Consider the following 25,427-nt stretch of genomic DNA (forward strand, 5'->3'; position numbering starts at 1 on the left):
TTGAAATCAAATCACCAGTTCTCGCAATTGAAATAGTGTAGAAGAATGGATCTAGCAACTCTCCTTTTGGCCCTGATCAAACTGCTCCTGATCGACCTGATCTTCGTCGGCGTGCTGTTTGTTCTGATCAGTCTCCTGGCACGCACCAAACGGGCTGCGTTTGCGGTCCTGCGTCGGAACTTCTTCGGTTATTTCAGCAACCCAACCGGATATGTGTTCCTGTGCATCTTTGTCTTTTTGACTTCGCTGGCCGCCTTCTGGCCATACGAATTCTTTAACGACAACTTGGCTACGTTGGACCAATTGAATCGCTACCTTCCGCTGATCATGCTGTTCTTCATTCCGGCGATCACGATGAGCATCTGGGCGGAAGAGAAACGCCAAGGTACCGACGAATTGCTGCTCACGCTCCCCGCGGATGACTTCGACATCGTGATCGGAAAGTATCTCGCGGCGTCGGCGATCTTCACCGCATCGCTGATCTTCTCACAGCTTTCGAATTTCATCACCCTGGCCGTGCTCAGCTACGGCAATCTCGATACGGGGCTGTTCTTCACGACCTACCTGGGATATTGGTTCGTCGGTCTGACGATGATTGCGATCGGTATGGTCGCGTCGTTCCTCACCGGCAACTTGACGGTCGGCTTCATCTTGGGAGCCCTGTTCAACGCACCGTTGGCATTTGCATCGATGGCCGATGTGATCATTCCCTCCGGTTGGTTCCAACGAATTGTCAGCGGTTCGGGCCTCAGCGCCCAATTCGACGATTTTGGTCGCGGCGTAATCAGTCTTTCATCGTCGGTCTATTTCGCCTTGGTGGCGTTGATCGGAATCTATCTATGCATGGTCCTGATCGGCCGCCGGCACTGGTCGGGCAGCAAGGATGGCAACACGATGTTTTGGCACTATGCAGCCCGCGCACTCGCCTTGATTGTGCTGACCGGTGGTGCGGTGGTCTTGCTTCGCAACTGGGACCAACGACTCGACACGACCGAAGGGAACGTCAGTTCGTTGGCGCCGGCGACGATTGAATTGATCAAGAACCTCGACGCGGATCGACCGATCGTGGTCGATGCGTTTATCTCGACCGACATCCCTGAACAGTATGCCCGCACGCGGTACGAATTGGTCAGCGTCCTTAAAGAGTTCCGCGCCGAAGCGGCCAAGCGTGGCAAGACGATCGACGTCAACCTGTATCAAGACTTGGAACTGTTTAGCGACGAAGCGGCCCTCGCTTCGGAACGCTTTGGAATCGAACCGGTTCCACGTTTTGTGCGATCTCAAGGATCGATGGAGAACCAAGACATCCTGTTGGGAGCGGCATTCCGCAGCGGCTTGGAGAAAGTCGTGGTCCCCTTCTTCGATTACGGCATTCCCGTCGAATACGAATTGGTTCGATCGATCAAAACCGTTTCGCAAAGCACCCGGAAACGCTTGGGAATCGTGAATACCGACGCCAACATGATGGGTGGTTTTTCGATGGCGGGCGGATCGCCACGGCGAATCGAAAAGCATCCTTTGGTCGTGGAATTGGAGAAACAATACCAAGTCGACGAGGTCGACCTGTCGTCGCCATTGGACCCCCAACGGTTTGATGCGGTTGTCGCGGTTCAACCCTCTTCTCTGGCTCCCGATCAATTCGATCGATTGGTCGAAGGGGTCAAAGCGGGCATCCCGATGGCGATCTTCGAAGATCCGATGACGATCCGCGGGATCCCCGGAACGGGCGAACCCAAGCAGTCTCCAGGCGGCATGTTTGGACAGCAAGGTGGCCCAGTGCCAAAGGGAGACATCCGCAAGCTGTGGGATGTCTTGGAGATCGAATCCCCCGGCATGCCAGGCATGACGGCCTTGTTCTCGCCCGATATCGTTTGGCAACAATACAACCCCTATCCGAAGATGGCCGCGCTGGGGCTGGACGACCAATGGTTGTTCGCCAAAGAAGAGGCTCCTGGAGCGGAAGACGCGCTTTCGGAAGCCAACCCGATTACGGCGGGGCTTCGCGAAATCTTGTTCATCTACGCGGGGGCCGTCAACGCGAAAAAGGATTCTGTGCTGAAGCACACGCCACTTGTTCAAACGGGTATGGCGACGGGGCTGATTCCGTTGGCGAAACTGCAACCTAGCCTGCGCGACCCCAATGCGTTGCGGGCCGAACAAGGCGACTTCAAAGGCATTCAAACGATTGCGATGGCCATTGAAGGTTCCACCAAGTCGGCTGCCAAAGAAGAGACATCGGACGACGCCGACGCCAAGCCGGAAGAGGGTGCCGATGCTCACGAAGGGGAAGAAACGATCAAAGCGGTCTACGTGGCCGACACCGATTTGCTGATCCAAGAGTTTTTGGCGATCCGGGCCCAGCCCGAATTGTTCGCCGAAGTCGATCTCCGTGTTCAAAACGTGACCTTCGTCTTGAACATCGTCGATTGGTTGGCCAACGAGGATCTGTTCATCGACGTCCGCAAGCACGAACCGCGTTTCAGCACGCTGCAGTGGATTGAAGAGGTCGAGAACGAAGCCCGCGAAAAAGAGAGCGCTGCGGGAGCGGAATTCGATCTGGCGTTTAAGGAAAAGGTTCGCGAGATCGAAGAAAAGAACACCGAAGAACTGCAGAAGCTGCAGAAGGAATTGGACGACGCGAAAAAGAACAACCAAGACGGCAAGATCGATCTCGGTGCGTTCCAAGCGATTCAAACCCGATTCATGATGAAGCAACAGCAGCTGGAACGGATGTTAACCGTCAGTCGCGAGAAGCTTGAACGCGAACGTGACAGCCAGATCCAAAAGGAACGCCGCAACGCCGACCTGACGGTTCGGGCGCGACAGAATCGCGTCAAAGCTGCCGCGGTGACGCTGCCGTGCATCCCGCCGCTTTTGATTGGCGTGATCGTCTTTGCGTCGCGTCGCTTGCGCGAACGAGAGAATATTTCCAAAAGCCGGCTGCGATAATCCCGACTTCAAACACACCGATAACAAGACAGATTTGCGGAGAATAGAAACGTGACTGAAAGTGGAAAGACAGGCGTCTTTTGGTTAGTCGCATCGGTTGTGGTCGCGATGGCGGCAATCGTTGCGTGGCCTCGTTCGACCGAGACCGATCTGGCCGCGTTGGTCGGTAAACCGATCTTCGAAAACTTCAACGATGTGTTGGACGTGTCGATGCTTAAGATCGATCGCTTCGACGAGGAACTGGGCCAGCTGAGTTCCTTCGAGGTCACACGCGACGCGAAAACGAACCAATGGTCGATTCCATCGCACGACGGTTATCCGGCCGATGCGACCGAACAGATTCGCGATGCTGCCACCGCGTTCTTGAACCTCGAAATTTTGGATGTGGCCAGCGAAGTCAAAGACGATCACGAGAAGTTCGGTGTCCTAGAACCCAACGCCAGCTCGTTGAAAGTCGGCGATGAGGGGGTCGGCCGGTTGGTGCAGTTTGAAAATGATCAAGGGGAAGTCCTGGTCAATCTGATCATCGGCAGCATGGTCAAAGACTCCGAAGACCAACGCTTCGTTCGCATCCCGACTCAAGATGTTACCTACGTCGTGAAGTTCGATGACAAGCCGTTGACGACTAAATTCGATGCATGGATCGAAGACAACCTTTTGGATTTGAGTTCGTTCGATATCCAGAAAATTGGCATTCGCGACTACTCGATCGTTCGCACCTTGCAAGGTGCCAGCATGCAACCAAACTTTGACGCCGACGTCGTCCTCACCGAAGACGACACCTGGCAACTGGATAAGTTGGATGTCTACGAAAAGGGGAAGCCGGTCGCGCAGACGCTGGCCGACGACCAAGAACTCGATGGCACCAAGCTTGGCGAACTTCGCAGCGCCTTGGATGACCTGAAGATCGTCGACGTTCGTCGCAAACCCGATGGACTCTCGGGGGATCTGAAAGCGGATTCGGGATTCATGAAGAACGACGATGCGGTCCGTTCGCTGATCACTCGCGGCTTCTACCCGCAACCGACCGAAGATGGCAAAGGCGAAGTGTTCGCTGCCAACGGCGAACTGATCGCAACATTGAAGAACGGCGTCGAGTATCTGCTCCGCTTCGGTGAAATCGATCAGCAGAGCATGGACTCCGAAGAAGAGACCGAAGCGGGCGAAGAGGACAACGTGACCGGGGTGAACCGTTACCTGTTGGTCACCGCGCGGGTCAATGAAGCGACCTTCCCGGAACCCGAATTGCAAACCGTTCCCGAAACGTGGGAGCAATTGCATCCGGAAGTCGAAGCGGCTCAAGCCCCTAAGACCGATCAACCCGCCGAACAACCGAAGCCGGCCGAAACCGATAAGCCCACCGCAACGGAGCCGAAGGACGACGCCGCTCCAGCGGACACAAAGGCCGACGAGGCTGACAAGCCGGCGACGGAAGAGCCGAAAGAAGAGTCCAAGCCTGCGGCCGATTCGGATACTGAACCGGCTGCGGATGATGCCTCTGAAGAGGCTACGGACGAAGAGGTGGATGGTTGTGAAGCGCCCAGCGACGATGCTTCCGATGAAGCGGAACCAACGCTTTTGTTGCAAGACGAAGAGGACGACCAGGCCGCAGCCGAGGCTGCCAAGCCAGCGACCGAAACCGATGAGAAGCCAGCGGCCGAAGAAGCGGCTAAGCCTGCGAAGTCGGAACTGACAGCGGAGGAGAAGCAGGAGGAACTGGAGGTCGCTCAGGAGTCGATCCGGAAAGCGAATCAACGCAAGTTGGACGAGCGGAACGACCAATTGGAAGAAGCACGCAAGAAGGTCCGCAGCCTCAACGAACGCTTCGCGGACTGGTACTATGTGGTCCCTGAAAGCGAGTACCGCAAGATCCATCTGTCGCGTGACAATCTGATCAAACAGAAAGAACCGATCCAGACAACGCCCGCTCCACCAGGCAATTGATCGCAGTAGGAGCCGACCGGCTCCCTAGGAACAACTCGCAGCACGGTTCGCCAGGACCGTGCTGTTTTCGTTTTCGGAGTCGACGTTCTTAAAACGCATGCGGTCACGGTCAGTTGCTCCGCTTCACGCTTCGTGCCGAGCGGTGTCGGTTCAAATCCAATACCGTTCAACGAAGCGTCGTGGACGAGGCTGAGAGTCCTTTTGCATGCATCAGACCAAATCGCTGGGACTCGTAACCTCGTCCACTACATCCCGCCGCTAATGATTGCGACGGTCCGAGGCTCCTTCGTTGAACGGTATTGCGTTTGAAACGCAAAGACGCAGCGCTATTTGTTCTCCACCAATCCCCTCTGCGATCGCGGTACACCTCTCGCTGTCGCTTCTCACACGCAACTACAACTGACGTATCAGGTTTTGGTACTGCGGGTTGTTGGGAGATCGCTGGATCAGTCGCTCACAAGCCGCTCTGGCTTCATCGATGCGTTCCAACTTTTGCAGCAATAGCACCAAGGCCAACAAAAACTGCTCGTTCTCGGGTTCCAACTCGACAGCTTTTTGGATTCGTTCCAGTCCGGCTTCGGCATCGCCTTGGAGGTACAACGCGAGGCCAAGTCGATACTGAAGCGGGCCGTTGTCGGGAGCGAGATTCGCATCGCGTTGAAGCAACGGCAACTCATCGGCACGCAATCGAGCGACTCGCGTCTGAATCTCGTTGGATTCCGCTGGCGGCAGACGTCCCGATTGCGCCAACGACTCTAATAACGCCGCCAGATTACTGCGCGGCCCCACCGCTCCAGGCTGCACGCGAATCGCTGTTTCATAAGCCTCGATCGCTTCGTCGAAGCGACCTTGGTTTTCAAGCACCACGGCCCAGACAAGATGCGCGCTCCCGCGATCGGACGTCTCCATCAACGCCTCGTGATACTCCTCCAACGCCCCCCTCAGCTGTTCACGTTGCCCAGGCGAGAGATCGTCAGCGGGGATCGTTGTCAAGATGCGTCCAGCTTCGCTGCGGACCAGCCGCGAATCATCGCTCAGGAACGGAACGACGGTTCGGCGAATTTGATTCGGATCGCGACCTTCGAACATTCGCAGCGCTGCGACGCGAACGATCGGGTTGGTGTCTTGGAGTGCTTCGCGGGCCACGCGGATCGCATCGCCACCGCCTCCGGCTCGCCGCAGTTCTTCGATCGCAGTCGCCCGCGCCAAATCGGGTACTCCCTCTTTGGCGAGTGCGACCGAGGCGAGCTGCGCCAGCGCGTCGGGCTGCTGTGTCCGCGCTGCATGTAATGCCGTAGCGAAGTGATCGGGGCGTTTGCGTTGCTCGCCGTACCAGCGATCGCAAGCCTCATCGCACCACTGATCGATCTCGTGCAGTACCGCCTTAATTTTTGTGTCGCCGTCGCGAGCTTGTTCCAACCACTTCGCATATTCGGTCAATTTTGAATACGAATCGTCGGGCAGATGCTCGCTCGACGCGACGAACTCAGCAAACTTGGGCAACCGTTTGCGAATCTCTTCGGGCTGCTTCTCCTGTTCCAACTCCACATGGCAACCGGTGCAGGCGTTTGGAGTCCCCAGCGCGACCGACAGATCGGGGCGGGGAATTCGGATGCTGTGATCGCGACGCGGATCGACCGCCATGTAGGTCGTTTCGGGCATGTGGCATTCGACGCACGAAGCCCCTGCCGTGCCGGGTTCGTGCCGGTGATGCGATGGCGTGTCGTACTTGCCCGCCGGATGCGCGTGGCACGAGGTGCAGGTCGCGTTGCCGGGTTGTTTCAGTTTCAGCGAATGCGGGTCGTGGCAATCGCTGCAACGAATCCCCTTGTGGTACATCTTGCTTTGGATGAACGAACCGTAGACGTAGACCTCGTCTAAGATCTCCCCGTTGGCGTGGTAGGTCGATTCCTGCAGCAATTCGGGTTCGTAGAAGTCACAAAATCGTTGCCCCGGTTGGAATCCCGATTTTAAAACGCGACGACGACTGTGGCACGGCGCGCACGCTTCGATCTGGGGAATTGCATCGACGCCTTTCAATTCGGCCAGCCCCATACCGTGGTGCCGATCCCAGAACAGCGACTTGCTGTTTGCCAATTCCACGTGCAAGCTGCCCGGCCCGTGGCAAGCTTCACAGCTGACATCGATCTCCGACCAAGTCGTGTGGTAGCGCGCCGTCGAGGGATCAAAATTCTTCCTTAGGTTGGTCGAATGGCATTCGGCGCACATCGTGTTCCAACGCTGCGCGATTCCCGTCCAGTGAAGGTCGTCGTCAGGAGCAAGTTTTTCTTGGACATCCGGCGGATCCAGGTGAAACCACTTTTTCGCATGGGTATCCCAGCTGACGCGCAGCACTTGCAAACGCCCCACCTCATTGTCTGCCATCCCGGCGGAACGATCGAATTCCACCAGGTACTGCTGCAGCGGATCGACTCCAAAGACGTATTTAATCTCGAAATCGTCCAGCTTCCCGTCGGGGCCTTCGGTGTGGATCATGAACCGATCGCCATCGCGATACATCCGGCTGGTGATCCCATAGTGCGTCAACTCCACGCCACTGAAATCGCCGATCACCGACTGGTCGGTCGCAAGATCCATCGCCAGATCATGGTGCGAACCGGCGAACAGCTCCGCCTCTTTTTGATGGCACTGGATGCAAGCGTCACGGCCTACATAGCTGGCCTTGGCATCGCGAGGGACTGCCGACCAATAGTCAGCAAACAACCCTCCGGCAGCCAATGTAAACAGCCCCGCAGCGACAAGCAGCCCGCGGCGTTTGATGATCTTGGAAGCTTGGGGCCTGGAGACGGAGGGTTCTTCGATGCGATTCACTCAGAGCACTCGGCAAGGGGACGGTCGTTGATTCATCGCAGCGGGGCTGGGAACGGTTGGGGATGGGAGCCTCAAGTTTAGCCGCAATCGGCGAGAAGCACCAAGTCGGTGACAAAAGCTGCGGGATATTCGGGTCGGTTTGGGCAGACCGGCACCCGTAGCGGCGATAACGTGGGGCTCAATTCGCTCTGTTCGTTGACAGTCGAGTTGCTGTCAATTTAGAATCGTCACCTGCACTCACCTAAATCCTACCGTTTCGTCGCTCAGAGAATACGCATGTCAGAATCCGCCGGTGGTAACCTCGACCACGTCTTATCCGAATCCCGGCTGTTCCCGCCGCCGTCGGAATTCACACAGCAAGCTGTAATCCAATCTCAAGCCCAATACGAAGCGCTTTACGAAGCGGCTAAAAACGACCCCGATGCATTTTGGGATGCCGAAGCGAAAGAGCACCTGCATTGGTTCGAACCGTACTCGCAAGTGCTGGATTGGAACAGCCCCAACGCGAAGTGGTTTGTCGGCGGAAAAACCAACGCCTGCTACAACTGCGTCGACCGTCATGTCGCGGCCGGCCGCGGTGACAAAGCGGCGTTGATCTGGGAAGGGGAGCCGGGCGACGCGCGGACGTTAACCTATGCCCAACTGCAAGCAGAAGTCGCCAAGTTCGCCGCCGGATTGCAATCGATCGGAGTCCAGCAGGGGGACGTCGTTAGCATCTACATGCCGATGACTCCCGAACTGGTGATCGCAATGCTTGGCTGTGCCCGGATCGGCGCAGTGCACTCGGTCGTCTTCGCCGGCTTCAGCGCCGAAGCGATCGCCGATCGCAACAACGACGCTCAAGCGAAGGTTCAGTTGACGGCCAATGGGCTGTATCGCCGCGGCAAGGTTTTGCCGTTGAAAGAAACCGTCGACGAAGCGTTGGCCAAATCCCCCACGATCGAAAAATGTGTCGTGCTGCAGCGGATCGAAGATCAAGCGACGCCGATGACCGAAGGACGGGACATCTGGTGGCACGATCTGGTCGCCGACCAGCCCGAAGATTTTCCCGCCGTGCCGCTGGATAGCGAAACCTCGCTGTTCATCCTGTACACAAGCGGCAGCACCGGCAAGCCCAAGGGGATTCGCCACACCACCGCCGGTTACACGCTGTGGGCCAAACGGACCTTCGAATGGGTCTTCGACCATCGCGACAGCGATGTCTATTGGTGCACCGCGGATTGCGGTTGGATCACCGGCCACAGCTATCTCGTCTACGGTCCGTTGGCGGCCGGTGCGACATGCATGATGTACGAGGGCGCCCCTAACCATCCGGCCGAAGATCGCTTCTGGGAATTGATCGAGAAGTACAAAGTCACCATCCTATATACCGCGCCGACAGCGATCCGAGCTTTCATTAAGTGGGGCGACGAACACGTCGAAAAACACGACCTCAGCAGCTTGCGGTTGTTGGGATCGGTGGGCGAAGGGATCAACCCCGAAGCCTGGATGTGGTACCACGAAAAGATTGGTGGCAAGCGTTGCCCAATTGTCGACACGTGGTGGCAGACCGAAACCGGCGGAATCATGATGAGTCCATTGCCGGGGGTGACGGCGACCAAGCCGGGCAGCTGCACTCGGCCGTTGCCTGGTGTGGTGTCGGTTGTGGTCGACGAAGCGGGCGAAGAATTGGACGTCGATCAAGGAGGCATGTTGTGCATCGCTCAGCCTTGGCCAGGCATGTTGCGTGGCATCTGGGGCGATGAGGAACGGTATGTCGAGCAGTACTGGAGCAAGTTTCCTAACAAGTACTTGACAGGGGACAATGCCCGCCGCGACCCCGACGGATATTATTGGATCATGGGGCGTATCGACGATGTCATCAATGTATCCGGGCATCGCTTGAGCACGATCGAAGTAGAGAGTGCTTTGGTCAGCCACCCCGCGGTCGCGGAGGCCGCTGTGGTCGGACGGCCTGATGAAATCAAGGGTCAAGGAATCGCCGCGTTCGTGACGCTCAAATCGGGCGAACCGACCGACGAACTGCGTCAGGAATTGCGGATGCATGTTCGCAAAGAGATCGGCGCGTTGGCACAACCCGACGAAATCCGCTTCGCCGCGTCGGTTCCCAAAACCCGCAGCGGCAAGATCATGCGTCGTCTGTTACGTGACATTGCGGCCGGAATTGAAACCGCCGGCGACACCAGCACGCTGGAAGATTACGCGGTCATCGCAAAGCTTCGTGAGAACGACGAGAGCTGATCGCGGCGATCGTCGTTTCTCCGGACGAGGACAATCGCGGACCACGCATCGCGTGGCGCGATGGCTCGGCGGACGCGAAGCCTCGTTGCGATTTGCTTGACTTCGGTCGCGGATCGTTCGATACTTGTGGCGACAGAGGCGAACGCAGATAGCTCAGCTAAGGATGGCGAGCCGATTGAATCGGGAAACCGCAAGCAATCCATGCGACTGTCGAGTGAGGAGGACGTTTGATTGTTCACCGTGGTACGACATAATGGTTGCGGAGATTCGCGAAATGAGACGTTCCATTCTTGAAGCTGTCCAAGAGGGCGACTGGGCATTTGAGCCGGTGCCATGCGACAAAGAGCAATACGAACCGACCGGAGCGCTCCCTGGCAGTCCGGAAAAGCTTCACGTGCTTCAAGGACGTGTCCAAAAGGGATTACCGTTGTGGCACCCCTCGGATCGAAGATTCTTTCGCGAAGAAACCGGCGCCATGGCCTAGAGGTCCGTTGCCCGGGTGTCGCTCGCGGAGACCGACCCGCCAATGCGCGGCAGCTCACCATTTCAAGCACCGGAATCCGTTTGCTTGGGCGCTTGCTGCCTTCGGATGGCGGCAGCGTGTTCCAATAGCCATCGATGTGGCTTACTTGCGCTTCATCGACGCGATATGCAGCGGTGCGGTCCAACGATCTCCCGAAGCGGCTTGTTCATAGACTGCCGGGCGAAGTGATTGCGACGATGAATTGCGTGTCGTCGTGGACTCCACATGACTCACGGGAGCGTGCTTCTGTGGTACCGCGGTGCGTCGTACGCGGACCGAATCGTCCCGGAAAGGATCGTTGGTCATGTCGGCTTTCGGAGCTGGCAGCGCGGATTCTTCCAAGTGGCGATGCGGCATGGTTTCCATATTCATGTTGGAATCGATCGGTTCGACGATCATCGGCGCCGGTGGCACAAACATCGGCTGAGGCTCACTGTGTCGGTAGCTGTTTGCGTTACTGTGAGCCTGCGGTTTCTTGCCACACCCGCAAGCGTGCTGACAGGGCGTATTCTTGCTGCAGCAGTTGCAATCGCTCGGGGTCGGACGCAACATCGTGGTCAGTTTGGATTTGAACTTGGACATCAAACCGGAGCTGCCCGACAATAATCCGCAGCCCTTCTTGGAGCTGCAGCCACCGTCACAACCGCCGTCGCATGTTGCTTCGCAACCACAGGCGGGCTGTTCGATGCCGCAGCTAGGTTGATCGCATCCGCAGGTCGGTGCTTCACAGCCGCAAACCGGTTCGCAACCGGCGTCACAGTCATCGCAGCTGTTTTTTCCGCTTCCACGATACCCGTTCCACAACCCGGTCAGCAGGGAACAAGAGCACTGCTGCACGTCGCCATGGGAAGATTGGGCCGCGGCGGTACCGCACGCGACACTGGAACCGACCAGCATGGCGACGATCGCGACAGCGCTAAAAGAGGCTTTGGCTTTTCCGTGGGCACACAACATTTGAGGTCTCATCGCTTCGTCGCTCCATCGAGGCAGGCTGATCGGTCGTCGATCGGGTCGTTGGAGTAATCGATCGGAACGGCAGAGCCTGCGGCAACAGAACAATCCGATCGAGCCGCAGAATCGGAAAATTGCAAAAACCCTTCCCAGATTGACTATTGTGAACTTCGCAGCGGTCTGCCCTAGCAGACAGACAAATCGCAAAACGCTATACTCCTCCTGGTTGGGAATGACACTAACACGTCCATTTAAGGCGGAAGGGTGCTGCTTTAAACCGTTCGCGGTTTCGAGTCGTGTTGATTCCATTTTTGGCTCGTTTATTAAGACACTCGATTAGGTTACCTCCGTGACGAAAACCGATCCATTTAACGCGCGTGACACGTTTGACACTGGCAACGGAACCGCCGGCATCTATCGCATCAGCCGACTGGAAGACGCTGGCTTGGGCGATGTCAGCAAACTTCCGTATTCGATCCGAATCCTTCTGGAAGCCGTCCTTCGCGGCTGCGACGGATTCAGCGTGACCGAACAAGACGTCAAAAATCTTGCCGCGTGGAATGCCGCCGCTCCGGCTGCTGAAGAGATCCCCTTCAAGCCCGCCCGCGTGGTGCTGCAAGACTTCACTGGCGTTCCGGCGGTTGTCGACCTGGCGGCGATGCGATCGGCCATGGGCCGCTTGGGCGGCGATCCCAAACGCATCAATCCATTGATCCCCGTCGACCTGGTGATCGATCACAGCGTGCAAGTCGATTATTTCGGCAGCGCTCAATCGTTGCAGCAAAACGTCGATATGGAATTCCAACGCAATGGCGAACGCTACGAATTCCTGCGTTGGGGCCAACAAGCATTCGACAACTTCCGCGTCGTGCCCCCCAACGTCGGCATCGTGCATCAGGTGAACCTGGAATATCTGGCCAACGTCGTCTGGTTGCGTGAAGACGCACAGGGACCGATCGCGATTCCCGATACGTTGGTCGGCACCGACAGTCACACCACAATGATCAACGGCTTGGGCGTGTTGGGCTGGGGCGTCGGCGGCATCGAAGCGGAAGCGTCGATGTTGGGACAGCCACTGTACATGTTGATGCCCGAAGTGATCGGCATGGAATTGACCGGGGCGTTGCCACCGGGAGCGACCGCAACCGACCTCGTGCTTCGCGTGACCGAAGTGTTGCGTGCCGAAGGCGTGGTTGGCAAGTTCGTTGAGTACTTTGGCGAAGGCATGCAGGCGATGACACTGGCCGATCGCGCCACGTTGGCCAACATGGCTCCCGAATACGGCGCCACGATGGGCTTCTTCCCCGTCGATGCTGAAACACTGAATTATCTTCGCCGCACGGGACGTCCCGAACCTCAAGTCCAACTGGTCGAGCGTTACTGCAAGGAACAAGGGCTGTGGCGCAATGATTCGGACAAGTGCCAGTACACCAAACGCTTGAGTCTGGATCTGTCGACGATTGAACCGGCCCTTGCCGGCCCCAAGCGTCCGCAAGACCGCGTTCGCCTGGCCGACATGAAGCGTGACTTCAACAGCTCCTTGACTGCCCCCGTTGGCGCCAAGGGCTTTGGATTGGACACGGCCAAGCTGAAGAACACCGCCACGGTCAAGGACAACGGACACTCGTCGGAAATCACGCACGGATCGGTCGTGATCGCCGCGATCACCAGCTGCACCAACACCAGCAACCCATCGGTGATGTTGGGCGCAGGCCTGTTGGCAAAGCGAGCGGTTGAAGCGGGCCTGACGGTCAAGCCGTTTGTCAAAACCAGCCTTGCCCCAGGCTCGCGAGTCGTCACCGATTATTTGGACAAGGCCGGTGTCAGTGAAAGCCTGGACGCACTGGGCTTCCAAACCGTCGGTTACGGATGCACGACCTGCATCGGTAACAGCGGTCCGCTGCCCGAAGCGGTCTCGGCGGCGATCGTGGAAGCCGATTTGGTCGCTTCGAGCGTGCTCAGCGGCAATCGCAACTTCGAAGGTCGCGTCAATCCGCACACCAAGGCAAACTACCTGGCCAGCCCTCCGTTGGTTGTCGCGTTTGCTTTGGCCGGAACGACCGATATCGATATGGCTACCGAGCCATTGGGAACTGGCAAAGACGGCCAGCCGGTCTTCTTGAAGGACATTTGGCCATCGTCGGACGAGGTTCGTCAAGTGATCGACGAAGCGGTCCAGCCCGAAATGTTCACCACGCAATACGCGCAAGCGATGACGGGGAACCAGCGCTGGAACGCGATCGAGGTTTCCGGTGGCGACATCTACCAATGGTCCGACGACAGCACCTACATTCAAGAACCGCCGTTCTTGTCGTCGGTGACCGCGGACGTTCCCGATATCCAACCGATTCGTGGCGCCCGAGTTTTGGCGTTGCTGAACGATTCGGTCACCACCGACCACATCTCGCCAGCCGGTGCGATCGCCAAGGACGGACCCGCAGGTCGATTCTTGCAAGAACATGGCGTTGGTCCCAAAGAGTTCAACAGCTTCGGTAGCCGCCGCGGCAACGACCGCGTGATGGTTCGCGGCACGTTCGCCAACATCCGGATCCGAAATCAAGTCGCACCGGGAACCGAAGGGGGCGTGACCCGCTTCCTGCCCGATGGCGAAACGATGTCGATCTACGACGCATCGATGAAGTACCAACAGCAAGGAACTCCATTGATCGTGATCGCGGGAGCCGAATATGGCACCGGCAGCAGCCGCGACTGGGCTGCCAAGGGAACGCTGCTGTTGGGCGTCAAAGCGGTCATCGCGACCAGTTACGAACGGATCCACCGCAGCAACTTGGTCGGCATGGGCGTGTTGCCGTTACAGATGGCCGCAGGAAACGACTGGCAATCGCTGGGGCTGACCGGTGAAGAGGTCTACGACATCCAGGGCCTCTCCAACGACCTGCAACCACGATCGACCGTCACCGTCACGGCAACCGCTGCCGATGGGAAGGTCACCGAATTCGAATGCTTGGTCCGCATCGATACGCCCGTTGAGATGGTTTACTATCGCAACGAAGGGATCTTGCCAACGGTTCTGCGAAGCTTGGCACAGGCGTAGATCCAAACGGATCTCGTGAACACGCGTCGCTCCGCTGGAGCGGCGCCGATGTCGAATCGCGTTGCGCGAGTGACGAACGTTGAGGCACAAAAAGCAAAACCGCCGCAACTTGCGATTGGCAAGCGACGGCGGTCATGCGAATCTCTTTTTCGGCAGCGAAGCGAGCCACCTTGGCTTGCCCACACCGCCGTCCGCCGCGTGAAGCGCTGGCGGAGTATTTGAAGTCGTCGTTACGCCTTCTTTTTCTTGGTCGTCTTTTTGACGGCCTTCGAAGCGGTTGCTTTCTTCGTTGCAACCTTCTTGGTCGCCTTCTTCGCTGTCGCTACTTTTTTAGTCGCTTTGCTTGGTGCAGCCTTTCCGCTTCCAAACGCCTTGCTCCAGCCATCGGCGTAGGCTCCATTGCTGCCAACTCGCGTGATCGTCACTTTATTCTTCTCCCTCGTGATTCAGTTGTGCGGCAATCATCCGCTGCCACTATCGATATGTAGCTGTTTGTTATCGTAGCGGTGGGAATTGGTCAACCATGGGTGCACGTCGCAATCAAGAGTTCTTCGACTTAGTCGTCCATGGCGATCGTCTTTTGAACAACCGCGTGAGCACGTTGGACCGCTAAATCGATCGCGTTGCGAAAGTCGTCGCTGCGTGCGTTGACGTAGATCCAACCGCGCGGAAACAGCTTCATGTCGATGTCGCAAACGCGCGGGCCCGACTTGGTCGCCGGATCGTCACGCAACTCCACCTCGATGTAATCGAGCTGATGCTGCAGGGAACCAATCGCCCCCATGATCCGAGTGTGCAGGTATTTGGATAGCTCGGGTTCACACAATGTATTGACGAGATGGATTTCCATTGGCATGTGGATGGCAACCTTGACCACGCGGGATATCGACGACGAGCGCCCAACAAAAGGACTGTAGACCTCTGTCCAGTCCCAAGCATCTTTCATGCCAAAGTTTCGAAAGGGGTGTCGCTTGGTCACGAAACATGAACCGGCTGGAAGTGACACCAGACGCCCCGCATTTTGGCGAGGTCGCACTTGCCAATGGATGTGCGGTGTCGGTCCATGACGCGCGCTATGGTCGAAAACCGCTCAGCCGACCCGATCGAAAATCGCCCGGCCCGACGCGATATAGGCTGACGCGAATCGTCTTCTCTGCATGGCCGTCGCCGTTCGACCAAAACTCGACAGAACCGTGAATGATCGCGCAACGCGACATTTGCTCCAATGCATGAACTTGCACTCCTCAGACTCTCAGCGAGCGAGAGTTTGGCAATCGATCCGCAATCGAACCGGAACGGGGGCAGTGTCCATGCAGCTCCGGAACCGCCCGCCGTCTTACCCGGCCGAACTCTGCGAAAGTGATTTCCGCAAGGGGCAATGTATCGATGGCGGATCGCCGCGACGGTATTGGGCTAGCAGTTCATTCGAACGCGCCGCCAGCATCCGCCGGACCTCGCGACGCTTTCCTTTCTCGCGAGGGATCTTCATCGAATCGTAAGCGGTCGTTTGGTGCCGCATCCATGCGATCACTGCGGCTTGGGCGCGCTGTTCGACCGGAATGCGCTTGGTCCGTGCGACGGTGCCGCTGCCGACCGGCGTGGCATGTTCGGTGACCGCTTTGGCCAACTGATCCGCCAGGGCTGCGTGGCTGCTGTGGAAGTTCAAAAAACGGACGACGGCCCCCAAGAAATCGTCGACGTATTCGGACTGCACCTTTTCACGCCGCTTGGCGCTGGCGGCCTGCCGTTTGGCATACGCATCGGTCGACCGTTCCGCATCGAGATCTTGCTGGATCCGATCGATCGTCGCGGCCGGAGCCCAGACGCCACGGGAGAACATCTTACGTCCCTTTTTCTCCTGAACCACCCAGTGAACACCGGCCGCTTTGACGCGTCGTGTGAGCCCAGGATCGCCCGGTGGCAGCAACCGCCAGTCGGCCGGTGCCGACATGACGGTGCCATCGGGCGTGCGAACGGTATTGGGAGTGGGGCCGGGGCTAAACATCTTGGCAATCTTTCCTAGCACGACGTGGTTGGGGTGTTTATCTTGGTGGACCTCAACCCACTTCGAGATGCCCACGACGGCATTGGCACCCTGTACCCTCAACTTGAATCCCCGAAGGATAACCCAAATGAAACGAATGAATCAAACCCTGCTTTGCACCGCCACACTGGCCGCGCTGGTGGCGCCGCTGGCATCGGCTGACGAATACCTGAACGGTATCCAATGGAAGGCTCCCGCAGTCGTCACACCGGGCGAAAATAACCAACCTCCTTCGGACGCCGTCGTGCTGTTCGACGGCACCGATCTGTCAGCGTGGAAAGGGACCGACAATTGGAAGATTGTCGATGGCGCGGCGGTCTCGGGAAAAGGGGACATCCGAACTAAAGAAGCGTTTGGCGATTGCCAGTTGCACATCGAATGGTCCGCGCCGACGCCGGCCAGCGGCAGCGGTCAGGGGCGTGGCAACAGCGGGCTGTTCTTCATGAACACCTATGAACTGCAGATCCTCGATTCGTTCGAAAACGAAACTTACCACGACGGCCAGGCCGGCGCGATCTACAAACAGACACCACCACAAGTCAACGCGATGCGCGCTCCCGGCCAATGGAACGTGTACGACGTGATCTGGACCGCGCCACGCTTTAACGAAGATGGATCGTTGAAATCCCCCGCCTACATCACCGCGATTCACAACGGCGTGGTCGTACAAAACCACTTCGAACTCCAAGGAGACACGCCCTACCATCGTCCGCCGCAATACAAGCAACATGCCGATCGCTTGCCGCTACGTTTGCAGGACCATGGCAATCCCGTGCGGTTTCGCAACATCTGGGTTCGCGAACTGCAACCAGCCGAAGGCGAACAAGTTCGCGAACCGTTCTTGAAGGACGGTAAAGGGAACGAGAAACCGATCGAAAAGTAACCGACGGATCGGAGTCGCGGATTGCGACGAGAGCGTCTCAACGAAAATTCGCCCCTTGCGGTTTCCGGCATCGTTTGCCGGAAGCCTCGCGGGGCGATTTGCATTTCGGTGGAGCGTGACGGGCTAGGCCCCCATCGCATGTGTTACGCTGCGGCGGCGACGCGAGCGATCTGAGCTTGGACTTCGCCTGCCAACGATCGATAGTCTTCGGCGCCGTTGGATGTCGATGCGTATTCCAAGATCGATTGCCCAAAACTGGGAGCTTCGGCCAATCGAATATTTCGACGAATCCGTGTGTCGAAGAATTTGGCGCCATCGAGGATGTGGCGTCCTCCTTGGGAAGTGTTAAAGAACTGTTCGACGTCGCTGGAAACTTCCGCAGCCAATCGCGTGGTCGAATCGTACATGCACAGCACCACGCCACTCATCCGCAATGATTCGTTCAATCGCATCGAAACGATCTCGACGGTTCGCAGCAGCTTGCTCAAACCGTGCAACGCCAGGAAGTGAGGCTGCAGCGGCAGGAAGACCTCTTCGACAGCGACCAAGGCGTTCAGCGTCAACACGCCCAACGATGGCGGGCAATCGAGGATCATGTAATCAAATGATTCGTCATCTTCGGCGACCTTGTCGCGCAAAATCATCTCGCGGCCCACTTCGCCCGCCAATTCCATTTCCGCAGCGGCCAGATCCAAGTGCGCTGGAACAACGGCCAGGTTGGGGCTGACCCATTGCCGGGCATGCCCCAGGCTGATTTCACCACACAGGACTTCATAGGTGCTGGGCTTGCCATCGAGGACCGAAATCCCCAGGTGCAGCGACGCATGCGCTTGCGGGTCGAGGTCGACGACGCAAACGCGATTCCCCGCTTCGGCCAACGCAGCGGACAGATTGACCGCGGTGGTTGTCTTGCCGACGCCACCTTTCTGATTAATGATTGCGATCGTACGCATATCCGACGACTCCTCCGTGAGCGGTGTAGACCGATTGACTGTTGCCACCACTTATAACAGCGTTTCCGGTTTCCAAGCCAGAGCAGTTAAAAGGTGCTGCAGTTGCAAGTATTCCCGATGAGATCGTAACGGCGAAGTGCCCCCACGAAGGGAACGTTAAAACACTACGCATCCGCTCCCTCACGCAGTCGGTTCTCTGCCGCCACCGCAAACTTCGCTTTACGAGGGTGAAGCCGGTCGATTGCGACGAAGCACTCCACCCGCCCAACGAACCAGGTTGTCCGGTCTTCAGGTTCTTTTGTCGCCGTGGTTTTCGGCGTACAAATAATGACCTCGCTTCCCCCTCCCTTTCAAGCGGCGTTTGGAGAAGGTGAAGTTTGCTTGGCGGACGCTCCAGGGTTGCTAGCGGGGCTTCAGAAAAAGCGATCTGGACGCGAACGGTTTCATTTGACGAAAATCTCAATCGGTTGTGAAACCGCAGAGATGTCGGGGATCGAATACATCTCGCTGCGGAAAATCCGAGCAAGAGGTGAGACCGATGTCGAAAGAAAAAAATGGAATGTGGGCCGAGCTGCGCGATGGATGCGCGGCGGTCCGAGAAGTCGCTATCGTGGGAGCGATCGTGTTGTTGTTGGTCGCGCCGACATCGTTTCACAGCATCTTAGAACGGGCCGGGATTTCATCGGTCGCTGGGCTTGAATTCGACGTCGATGCAATCGAAGCGGCGAACCAGCAGACCTCCGATGCCGCGTCGGAAGTCGACTACGTCAAAGAACAGCTCGCGATGCTGCAGCAACAGATCAGCGAGCAAGCGACGCGCAGCCAATCTCCAACGATGCTTGGCTTGGCCCGCACGGTCGACGGTCTCGAACAACGTCTTGGCCACGCTAAAACCTCCTTGGGCCAAGCGGCGGTTGGGGTCCACGATTCGGTCCCCGTCAGACATCGCGGCGGGCTGACGCCACCGGACGAACTGTTTAAAGGGCTTCGCCCCAGTCCCGACGCTCAGACCAGTCAACTGCCGCAAACACTGCCCCAACTGGTGACGCCGACATCGCAGACGCGATAGCATTTCCTTGGCCATTCGGAACTTGGTTATAGGATCGAATTACTTTCGCTGCAGCGTTAGGGACGCACGTTCAGTCGCGGATTGCGGCTGCGGATCAGTTCGCTTTCATAAGCTCTCCGCACCGCAACTTGTCTGGCTGGGGAGGTCTTCGGAAATGCGTGCCATTCGATCGACAGTCCCTCAACGGCGGTCTGCTGGATGTAGTCAGCTAAGCTGCGGCGATCGGAATCGGTGAGGTGCTGCGTCAACCGAACGCGCAGGTTTGCCGCTTCGCCGATGTAGATGTATCCGGTTTGGTCGCGGAACAGATAGACGCCCGGCAGTGTCGGTACGACTTTCAGGTCAGCGCGGACCTCCGCTAACGGTTTGACGACGACCTCTTTTTCCCAGTCGGCGACACGCAAGACGAGCTCTGGTTTCAGCCGTCGCGACTTCCTCAATTGAAAGGCGGCTTTGCGAACGTCGTACAACGATACGTCGGAGTCGACCGTTAGGGCTGCGGCATCAAAAGCCTGCCTCAACATTGGATCGGCGATCATGGTGTCGGTCGCGATGTCGAACTTCTCCATGATGGTCCGCGCCGCGATCTCCGCAATTGGCAGTACACGGTCGTCGGCTGGCTTGCCACGCCGAGTCGCTTTGACGGTCAATTTGCCCGACTTACGCAGCTTCAGCAACATGAGATTGCATGTCGTTTCATCGGCATCCGGCCGATGCGTGCGAACCGCGGCCAAGAACCGCGCGCGCCGCGCGTCGTCCAGAAGCACTTCGTCACTACTCCATCCGTCGCTCGACTTGGCAAACGCATCGATGACGATCGTCGATAGTTCCGACGGCGTCTGTGCGACGGCGATGGCTGGTAGGCAGAACAGCAGCAGCGAGGCAGTCAGGTTTCGCACGGTTGCATCTCCGGTCAAAGGAGGCGGCGGCAAGCCAAACAGCCGTTCGCCAGCATCCTTGGTGCTACACGTTCGTCATGGTTCTACCTATATCGCGTCATTGGCCGTCGAGGAACCGAATGCTTTGTGGGGATGTTCGTGGCGGAGCGTCAAGAGGAATGCGAAAACCTGCTTGGATAGCCAGATAAAACGTTGGCGACAGGAACCGTTTCTCAATTCTTTTTTTTGTCCTAGCGACCTTCCACCAACGCGTTGCCATGCAAGCGGAGCGGTCGCGTTGCTGAATTTGTATCGACAGCACGCCGCGAAACAGCGTCGGCAGCGGTACTTGCACCCTATCTGCCCCGCCGTATCATTAGGAAACGGCGACACTTTGTTGTCTGGGAGGTCAGTTGTTATCGCCCATCAACATATCTCCGAGTCCCCCCAACAGAGAGCCTTCGCCCTTGCTGGTGCTTCCAACGCCAGGGGCGCACGCGATCACGCGGCCCGCCAATCGGGAGAAGGGCAACGATTGCATCCAGACCGGCCCCGGCCCGGTCAGGGTCGCCAGGAACAATCCCTCGCCACCGAAGATCGTGTTCTTGATGCCGCCGACCATCTGCACGTCGTAGCGGACGCTGGGGCCGAGTCCCATCAGGCAACCGGTATCCATCCTCACTTGTTCGTTGGGAGCCAACACGCGGTGCAGCATCGTGCCGCCAGCGTGTGCGATCGCGATCCCGTCGCCACGCAAGCGTTGCATGATGAAGCCCTCGCCGCCGAACAGACCGACGCCAATCTTTTTCTGGAACGCGATGTCGACTTTGATCCCCTTGGCACCACACAGGAAAGCATCTTTTTGCAAGATGATCTCCCCTCCCAACTCGTCCAGATGCAGCGGAAGCATTCGGCCCGGATAAGGCGATCCGAAGGCAACCTTCGCGCGGCCGTGTCCGCGGTGGGTGAAGGTTGTCATGAACAGCGACTCGCCCGTCAACGCTCGCTTTCCGGCGCTCATTGCTTTCGCCCAAAAACCGCCCCCCGATTGTGAAGGATCGCCGAAAACGGTTTGCATTTCGATCCCTTGATCCATGTACATCATCGCTCCAGCTTCCGCGATCACGGTCTCACCAGGATCCAGAGTGATCTCCACGTACTGCGATTCGGTGCCAAAGATTTCGTAGTCGATCTCGTCGGCATAGACAGGGCTGCTGGTCCCGGCGTATGAAGTCGATTGGTGCCCACCGCCCGGCATGCCCGACGCATTGCCGCCGCTTTGCGATGGCAGCGGCGGAACCGAGAGCGCTCCGGTCGCGGGGGGATGCGTTTCAAACGGGACGTCGATGATCTCGGCACTGATCAAATCTTCCTCGATGGGAATCGCAAACGACGCCCCGCAGGCTTTGCAGCGGATGGTGCGTCCGGCCAGGTTGGGTGGAGCGGTATATTGTTTGCCACATTGCGGGCAGCGAACGTTCAGGTTGCTCATCGGTGGGCTCCTTGCACGGAGGAAAACGAGGAAATCGAAAGTCGCAACGCAGGATATCGTCACGTTTTCGTCGCGATGGTATGATCTGTCCGCAGTTTACAACGCGCCAGGCGGTCGGACAGCCTGTCTGGCCAAGGTCATTGAAAAGCTCTCGGAAAACAGGAACGTCTCTCGTGCGCATCGTATTGTGTTATCCCGTCGAACCGCATCATATCGCACAGATTCAAGCTGCCGCTCCCGATTGCGAAGTCGTTGACGCCGGGCAGGAACGGATCGACGAACTGCTGCCAACCGCCGACATCTTCATCGGGCACGCTAAGGTGCCTGTCGATTGGGAGCGTGTGCTGAAGGCGAATCGATTGCGTTGGATTCAGTCGTCGGCGGCGGGGCTGGATCATTGTTTGGTTCCGGGAGTGATCGATTCGGAGATCGTGGTCAGTAGTGCCAGCGGTTTGTTCGCTCCACAAGTTGCCGAACAAACGATGACCTTGCTGCTGGATTTACTGCGAAGCCAAGGCCGTTTTACGCGAGCCAATGCACGTCACGAATTCATTCGTTTGCCGACCGACGATCTTCGTCAAAAAAAGATCGGAATCGTCGGTCTTGGTGGAAACGGTCGACGGATCGCGAAGGTCTTGAAACCGTTTGATGTCTCGATCGTTGCGACCGACTATTTTTCGTTCGACCCACCTGCAGAAGTTGATCGTTTGTTGCCAGCCGATGCGGTCGACGAGATGTTGGCCGAGGTCGATATCGCGATCTTGGCACTGCCATTAAACGCACAAACTCGCGGGATGTTCGATGCCGATCGTTTCGCCAAAATGCGGCCGGGCAGTTACTTCATCAACGTTGCCCGCGGACAAGTTGTCGTCGAATCGGCGTTGGTCGACGCCTTGGACAGTGGTCACTTGCGCGGTGCGGGCGTCGACGTAACGGAAGTCGAACCGCTGCCTGACGAGAGTCCGTTGTGGGATCGTGAGAACGTAATCATCACGCCCCATGTCGGTGCGCAAAGCCGCTGGCGTGTCGACGACACAACGGTTATGGTTTGCGAGAACCTACGCCGCTTCCAAGCCGGCAAGTCGCTGTACAACACCGTCGACAAGCAGCTCGGTTTCCCGAGCCCCGAAGTCGTCTGGCACGGATAAGCCGAGCCGCATCGTTTTGCCACTGCTAAATCGCGGCGCGTGCTGGAGTCGAGGCTCTCGCCGACCGTGGCGAGTGTTTTCTCAGCGGGCCTGGTGCGGCAAGGATCGATCGGCTGACGCCGCGACTCCAGCGTTTGGGCCTGCCCTGCTCAGCTGGCGAAGTCTTGCGATAAGTATCACAAGCAATCCTCGACAAACACCCTCTTTTTTGTTTGACCGGCTCTCGCCATCTTCGCTACGTTCGTGGTTGGGGTTTCTTGTCTTCGCAGAGGAGTTTGACGCTATGTTTCTCGTGCCCAAAACCACTTGTGCTAAAGAGGTGATGCAAACTCGGCTGACCACGGTTGGCCCTTCGGTGCATTTTTCCGAAGCCGTCGCGATGTTGGTTCGCCGCTGCGTGTCGGGGCTACCGATCGTTGAAGCGGACGGAACCTATCTGGGAATGTTTTCGGAGAAGTGTTGTTTGCGGATCGTGCAAGACTGTCCCTCGCTTTGTGATCCGTCGGCGTTAACGCCGCTGGTTGCCAGCGATGCGATGGCGACTCGCTTGCTGACGCTGCACGAAGAGGACGATGTCTTCGATGGAATCGAACAATTGTTATCCCACCGTGTTTCAGGGGCTCCCGTTCTCAATCGCAACGAACAGTTCGTCGGAATCTTTTCGGAGAAGACGAGTGTCAGCGTGCTGATTCAATCGGTCTTCGATAACTTGCCATCGACTCAGATCGGCCGCTTTGCCGATCGCGACCGCGGCCGGGTCGTTGAGGAATCGACGCCGTTGACGCAGATCGTCGAGACGTTTGTGAAGACCGATTTCCGCCGCTTGCCGGTGCTGCGTGGAGGACAGGTTGTGGGACAGGTGTCGCGCCGCGACGTGATCAAGCAACCGAAGATCGCTCGATGGATTGGGCAACTGTCGGACCATCCCCATCCCGACCCCATGCGTGATGTCGACTACAACGTCCTCTCGTTCGCTGACAAAACGGCCAATACGATCGGCCCCGATTTGGACTTGCTGTCGATCTTGGGGTTGTTTCTCAGCACCCCCTACCGGCGATTGCCCGTCGTTGAAAATGGACGCTTGGTGGGCCAGATCAGCCGCCGCGATGTACTGCAGGCTGTCATGGATGAAACAAAGCAGGTCCCTGCCGAACCACATGGCACCTCGCTTTATCTGAGCGCACTGGGAGGGGAGTTTCCCCGTTTTGGATAGCGACCCATCGGATCGGTTGGATCATCCATGAAGATTGGTATAGGCCAGATCGAACGTGCTGGCGACCGCTAGGTTCGTGACCGCACCGCCGAGGATGTTGGCTGCGTGGCGGATCGGTTCGATCTCGCGAACCGCCGCCTCGGTTCCTTTGTCTGCTAACGCCAGGACCCATGGCAGTGTGGCGTTGCACAACGCAAAGGTGCTCGTGCGCCCCACCGCTCCTGGCATGTTGGTTACGCAGTAGTGGACGACTTCGTCGACGATAAAGGTTGGTTCCTTGTGCGTCGTCGGTCGACTGGTTTCGACGCAACCGCCCTGATCGACGGCGACGTCGATGATCACGCTGCCCGGTTTCATGATCCGCAGGTCTTCGGCGTGAACCAGATGCGGCGCTTTAGCGCCGGGAATCAAGACCGCTCCGATCACGAGATCCGCTCGCTTCAGCTGCTCCTGAATCGTATGCCGATCGCTGAACAAGACGTTCACGTTGGCGGGCATCACGTCGTCGAGATATCGCAAGCGATCCAAGCTGACATCCAAGATCGCCACATCGGCTTGAAAACCTGCCGCGATCCGAGCGGCATTGGCTCCAACAATCCCGCCACCCAAGACAGTGATGTGTGCCGGAGCGACTCCGGGAACGCCTCCCAACAAGATGCCGCGTCCCATCTGTGGCTTCTCCAAATACTTCGCTCCCTCTTGGACGCTCATCCGTCCCGCCACTTCGCTCATCGGCGTCAGAAGCGACAAGCGGCCGTTCTGATCGCGAAGCGTTTCGTAGGCGAGGCAGTTGGCCCCGGCTTGGATCATCGCTTCGGTCAACGTTTGACTGGCAGCAAAGTGGAAGTAAGTGAACAGCGTTTGCCCCTCGCGAATCAGCGGCCATTCCGGTTCCAGCGGCTCTTTGACTTTGATGATTAGATCCGCCCGATCGAAGACCTCTTTGGCCGTCGCGACAAGTTCGGCACCCGCTTTTAAGTAGTCATGGTCGAACAGCCCCGATCCCAGCCCGGCGCCGGCCTGCATGACCACGGTGTGTCCGCGTCGAGTGAGCTCTTCGACGCCGACCGGCAGCATCGACACACGATATTCATCCGACTTGGTCTCCGCAGGCACTCCAACAATCATTTGTCATTCCTTCGTCAATGGTTTGCACATCGGATGCGGGGCCATGCGGTCGAAGGTAAGCCCCGACAACAAACATCCGCTTCGCGTTCTGCGAGTCGCACTGGACTTGCTTTGTTATCATCAT

Annotated in this window: 17 protein-coding genes; 8 read left to right on the plus strand and 9 right to left on the minus strand. The window is 57.7% G+C overall.

Annotated elements, in window-relative coordinates; genetic code table 11:
* Positions 1-45 precede the first annotated feature (45 nt).
* A complete protein-coding gene (locus tag Poly24_RS09740; RefSeq protein WP_145093977.1) occupies positions 46-2,949 on the plus strand; it encodes a Gldg family protein in 2,904 nt (967 codons plus the stop codon).
* 51 nt (positions 2,950-3,000) lie between these two features.
* Complete coding sequence (locus tag Poly24_RS09745; protein ID WP_145093980.1) at positions 3,001-4,893, plus strand: DUF4340 domain-containing protein; 1,893 nt, start codon at positions 3,001-3,003, stop codon at positions 4,891-4,893.
* Between the two features lie 393 nt (positions 4,894-5,286).
* On the opposite strand, the gene Poly24_RS09750 is transcribed toward Poly24_RS09745, so the two are convergent.
* Positions 5,287-7,725: an ammonia-forming cytochrome c nitrite reductase subunit c552 gene (locus tag Poly24_RS09750; protein WP_145093983.1), complete on the minus strand. Its 2,439-nt coding sequence runs from the start codon at positions 7,723-7,725 to the stop codon at positions 5,287-5,289.
* 276 nt (positions 7,726-8,001) lie between these two features.
* Between Poly24_RS09750 and acs the strand changes: the two genes are divergently transcribed.
* Positions 8,002-9,966, plus strand: a complete 1,965-nt coding sequence (acs, locus tag Poly24_RS09755; protein ID WP_145093986.1) for an acetate--CoA ligase — start codon at positions 8,002-8,004, stop codon at positions 9,964-9,966.
* Between the two features lie 625 nt (positions 9,967-10,591).
* Here the strand turns inward: acs and Poly24_RS09765 are convergent.
* Positions 10,592-11,455 carry a hypothetical protein gene (locus Poly24_RS09765; protein ID WP_145093992.1) on the minus strand — a complete coding sequence of 288 codons (864 nt, stop codon included), beginning with the start codon at positions 11,453-11,455 and terminating at the stop codon, positions 10,592-10,594.
* Between the two features lie 334 nt (positions 11,456-11,789).
* On the opposite strand from Poly24_RS09765, the gene acnA reads away from it, so the two are divergent.
* Positions 11,790-14,495: an aconitate hydratase AcnA gene (acnA, locus tag Poly24_RS09770; RefSeq protein WP_145093995.1), complete on the plus strand. Its 2,706-nt coding sequence runs from the start codon at positions 11,790-11,792 to the stop codon at positions 14,493-14,495.
* A gap of 230 nt (positions 14,496-14,725) precedes the next feature.
* Here acnA and Poly24_RS09775 read toward each other — a convergent pair whose 3' ends face one another.
* The 3 genes from Poly24_RS09775 to Poly24_RS09785 form a co-directional block, all read right to left on the minus strand.
* Positions 14,726-14,920 carry a hypothetical protein gene (locus Poly24_RS09775; protein WP_145093998.1) on the minus strand — a complete coding sequence of 65 codons (195 nt, stop codon included), beginning with the start codon at positions 14,918-14,920 and terminating at the stop codon, positions 14,726-14,728.
* 131 nt (positions 14,921-15,051) lie between these two features.
* Positions 15,052-15,351, minus strand: a complete 300-nt coding sequence (locus Poly24_RS09780) for a hypothetical protein (protein ID WP_145094001.1) — start codon at positions 15,349-15,351, stop codon at positions 15,052-15,054.
* A gap of 480 nt (positions 15,352-15,831) precedes the next feature.
* Positions 15,832-16,521 carry a DUF2293 domain-containing protein gene (locus Poly24_RS09785; RefSeq protein WP_231753555.1) on the minus strand — a complete coding sequence of 230 codons (690 nt, stop codon included), beginning with the start codon at positions 16,519-16,521 and terminating at the stop codon, positions 15,832-15,834.
* 106 nt (positions 16,522-16,627) lie between these two features.
* On the opposite strand from Poly24_RS09785, the gene Poly24_RS09790 reads away from it, so the two are divergent.
* Positions 16,628-17,422 (plus strand): 3-keto-disaccharide hydrolase, encoded by a 795-nt coding sequence (locus tag Poly24_RS09790; RefSeq protein ID WP_145094004.1) that lies wholly within the window; start codon positions 16,628-16,630, stop codon positions 17,420-17,422.
* Positions 17,423-17,565: 143 nt separating this feature from the next.
* Here the strand turns inward: Poly24_RS09790 and Poly24_RS09795 are convergent, their stop codons facing one another.
* Positions 17,566-18,375 (minus strand): ParA family protein, encoded by an 810-nt coding sequence (locus Poly24_RS09795; RefSeq protein WP_145094007.1) that lies wholly within the window; start codon positions 18,373-18,375, stop codon positions 17,566-17,568.
* Positions 18,376-18,913: 538 nt separating this feature from the next.
* Here Poly24_RS09795 and Poly24_RS09800 point away from each other — a divergent pair.
* Complete coding sequence (locus tag Poly24_RS09800) at positions 18,914-19,444, plus strand: hypothetical protein (RefSeq protein WP_145094010.1); 531 nt, start codon at positions 18,914-18,916, stop codon at positions 19,442-19,444.
* Between the two features lie 56 nt (positions 19,445-19,500).
* Here Poly24_RS09800 and Poly24_RS09805 read toward each other — a convergent pair whose 3' ends face one another.
* Both Poly24_RS09805 and Poly24_RS09810 read right to left on the minus strand, forming a co-directional pair.
* Entirely contained in the window at positions 19,501-20,343 is an 843-nt protein-coding gene (locus Poly24_RS09805) for a GIY-YIG nuclease family protein (RefSeq protein ID WP_145094013.1), read from the minus strand.
* Between the two features lie 388 nt (positions 20,344-20,731).
* On the minus strand, positions 20,732-21,814 hold the full coding sequence (locus Poly24_RS09810; RefSeq protein ID WP_197452461.1) for a TIGR00266 family protein: 1,083 nt from the start codon (positions 21,812-21,814) through the stop codon (positions 20,732-20,734).
* A gap of 173 nt (positions 21,815-21,987) precedes the next feature.
* Here Poly24_RS09810 and Poly24_RS09815 point away from each other — a divergent pair, with 173 nt between their 5' ends.
* Together Poly24_RS09815 and Poly24_RS09820 are read left to right on the plus strand one after the other, a co-directional pair.
* Entirely contained in the window at positions 21,988-22,962 is a 975-nt protein-coding gene (locus Poly24_RS09815; protein ID WP_231753556.1) for a D-2-hydroxyacid dehydrogenase, read from the plus strand.
* A gap of 283 nt (positions 22,963-23,245) precedes the next feature.
* Entirely contained in the window at positions 23,246-24,175 is a 930-nt protein-coding gene (locus Poly24_RS09820; RefSeq protein ID WP_145094019.1) for a CBS domain-containing protein, read from the plus strand.
* A 21-nt stretch (positions 24,176-24,196) separates the two neighbouring features.
* Here the strand turns inward: Poly24_RS09820 and ald are convergent, their stop codons facing one another.
* Complete coding sequence (ald, locus tag Poly24_RS09825; RefSeq protein ID WP_145094022.1) at positions 24,197-25,303, minus strand: alanine dehydrogenase; 1,107 nt, start codon at positions 25,301-25,303, stop codon at positions 24,197-24,199.
* Positions 25,304-25,427 lie beyond the last annotated feature (124 nt).

This window comes from Rosistilla carotiformis (assembly GCF_007753095.1).
Taxonomy (GTDB): Bacteria; Planctomycetota; Planctomycetia; order Pirellulales; family Pirellulaceae; genus Rosistilla; species Rosistilla carotiformis.

Bases quoted from the DNA above. Each gene is read 5' to 3' on its own strand.
- Poly24_RS09810 (WP_197452461.1), bottom strand. From the start codon at position 21,814: ATGAGCAACCTGAACGTTCGCTGCCCGCAATGTGGCAAACAATATACC.
- Poly24_RS09795 (WP_145094007.1), bottom strand. From the start codon at position 18,375: ATGCGTACGATCGCAATCATTAATCAGAAAGGTGGCGTCGGCAAGACA.
- Poly24_RS09790 (WP_145094004.1), top strand. From the start codon at position 16,628: ATGAAACGAATGAATCAAACCCTGCTTTGCACCGCCACACTGGCCGCG.
- Poly24_RS09765 (WP_145093992.1), bottom strand. From the start codon at position 11,455: ATGAGACCTCAAATGTTGTGTGCCCACGGAAAAGCCAAAGCCTCTTTT.
- ald (WP_145094022.1), bottom strand. From the start codon at position 25,303: ATGATTGTTGGAGTGCCTGCGGAGACCAAGTCGGATGAATATCGTGTG.
- Poly24_RS09820 (WP_145094019.1), top strand. From the start codon at position 23,246: ATGTTTCTCGTGCCCAAAACCACTTGTGCTAAAGAGGTGATGCAAACT.
- Poly24_RS09740 (WP_145093977.1), top strand. From the start codon at position 46: ATGGATCTAGCAACTCTCCTTTTGGCCCTGATCAAACTGCTCCTGATC.
- Poly24_RS09780 (WP_145094001.1), bottom strand. From the start codon at position 15,351: ATGCCAATGGAAATCCATCTCGTCAATACATTGTGTGAACCCGAGCTA.
- acs (WP_145093986.1), top strand. From the start codon at position 8,002: ATGTCAGAATCCGCCGGTGGTAACCTCGACCACGTCTTATCCGAATCC.
- Poly24_RS09800 (WP_145094010.1), top strand. From the start codon at position 18,914: ATGTCGAAAGAAAAAAATGGAATGTGGGCCGAGCTGCGCGATGGATGC.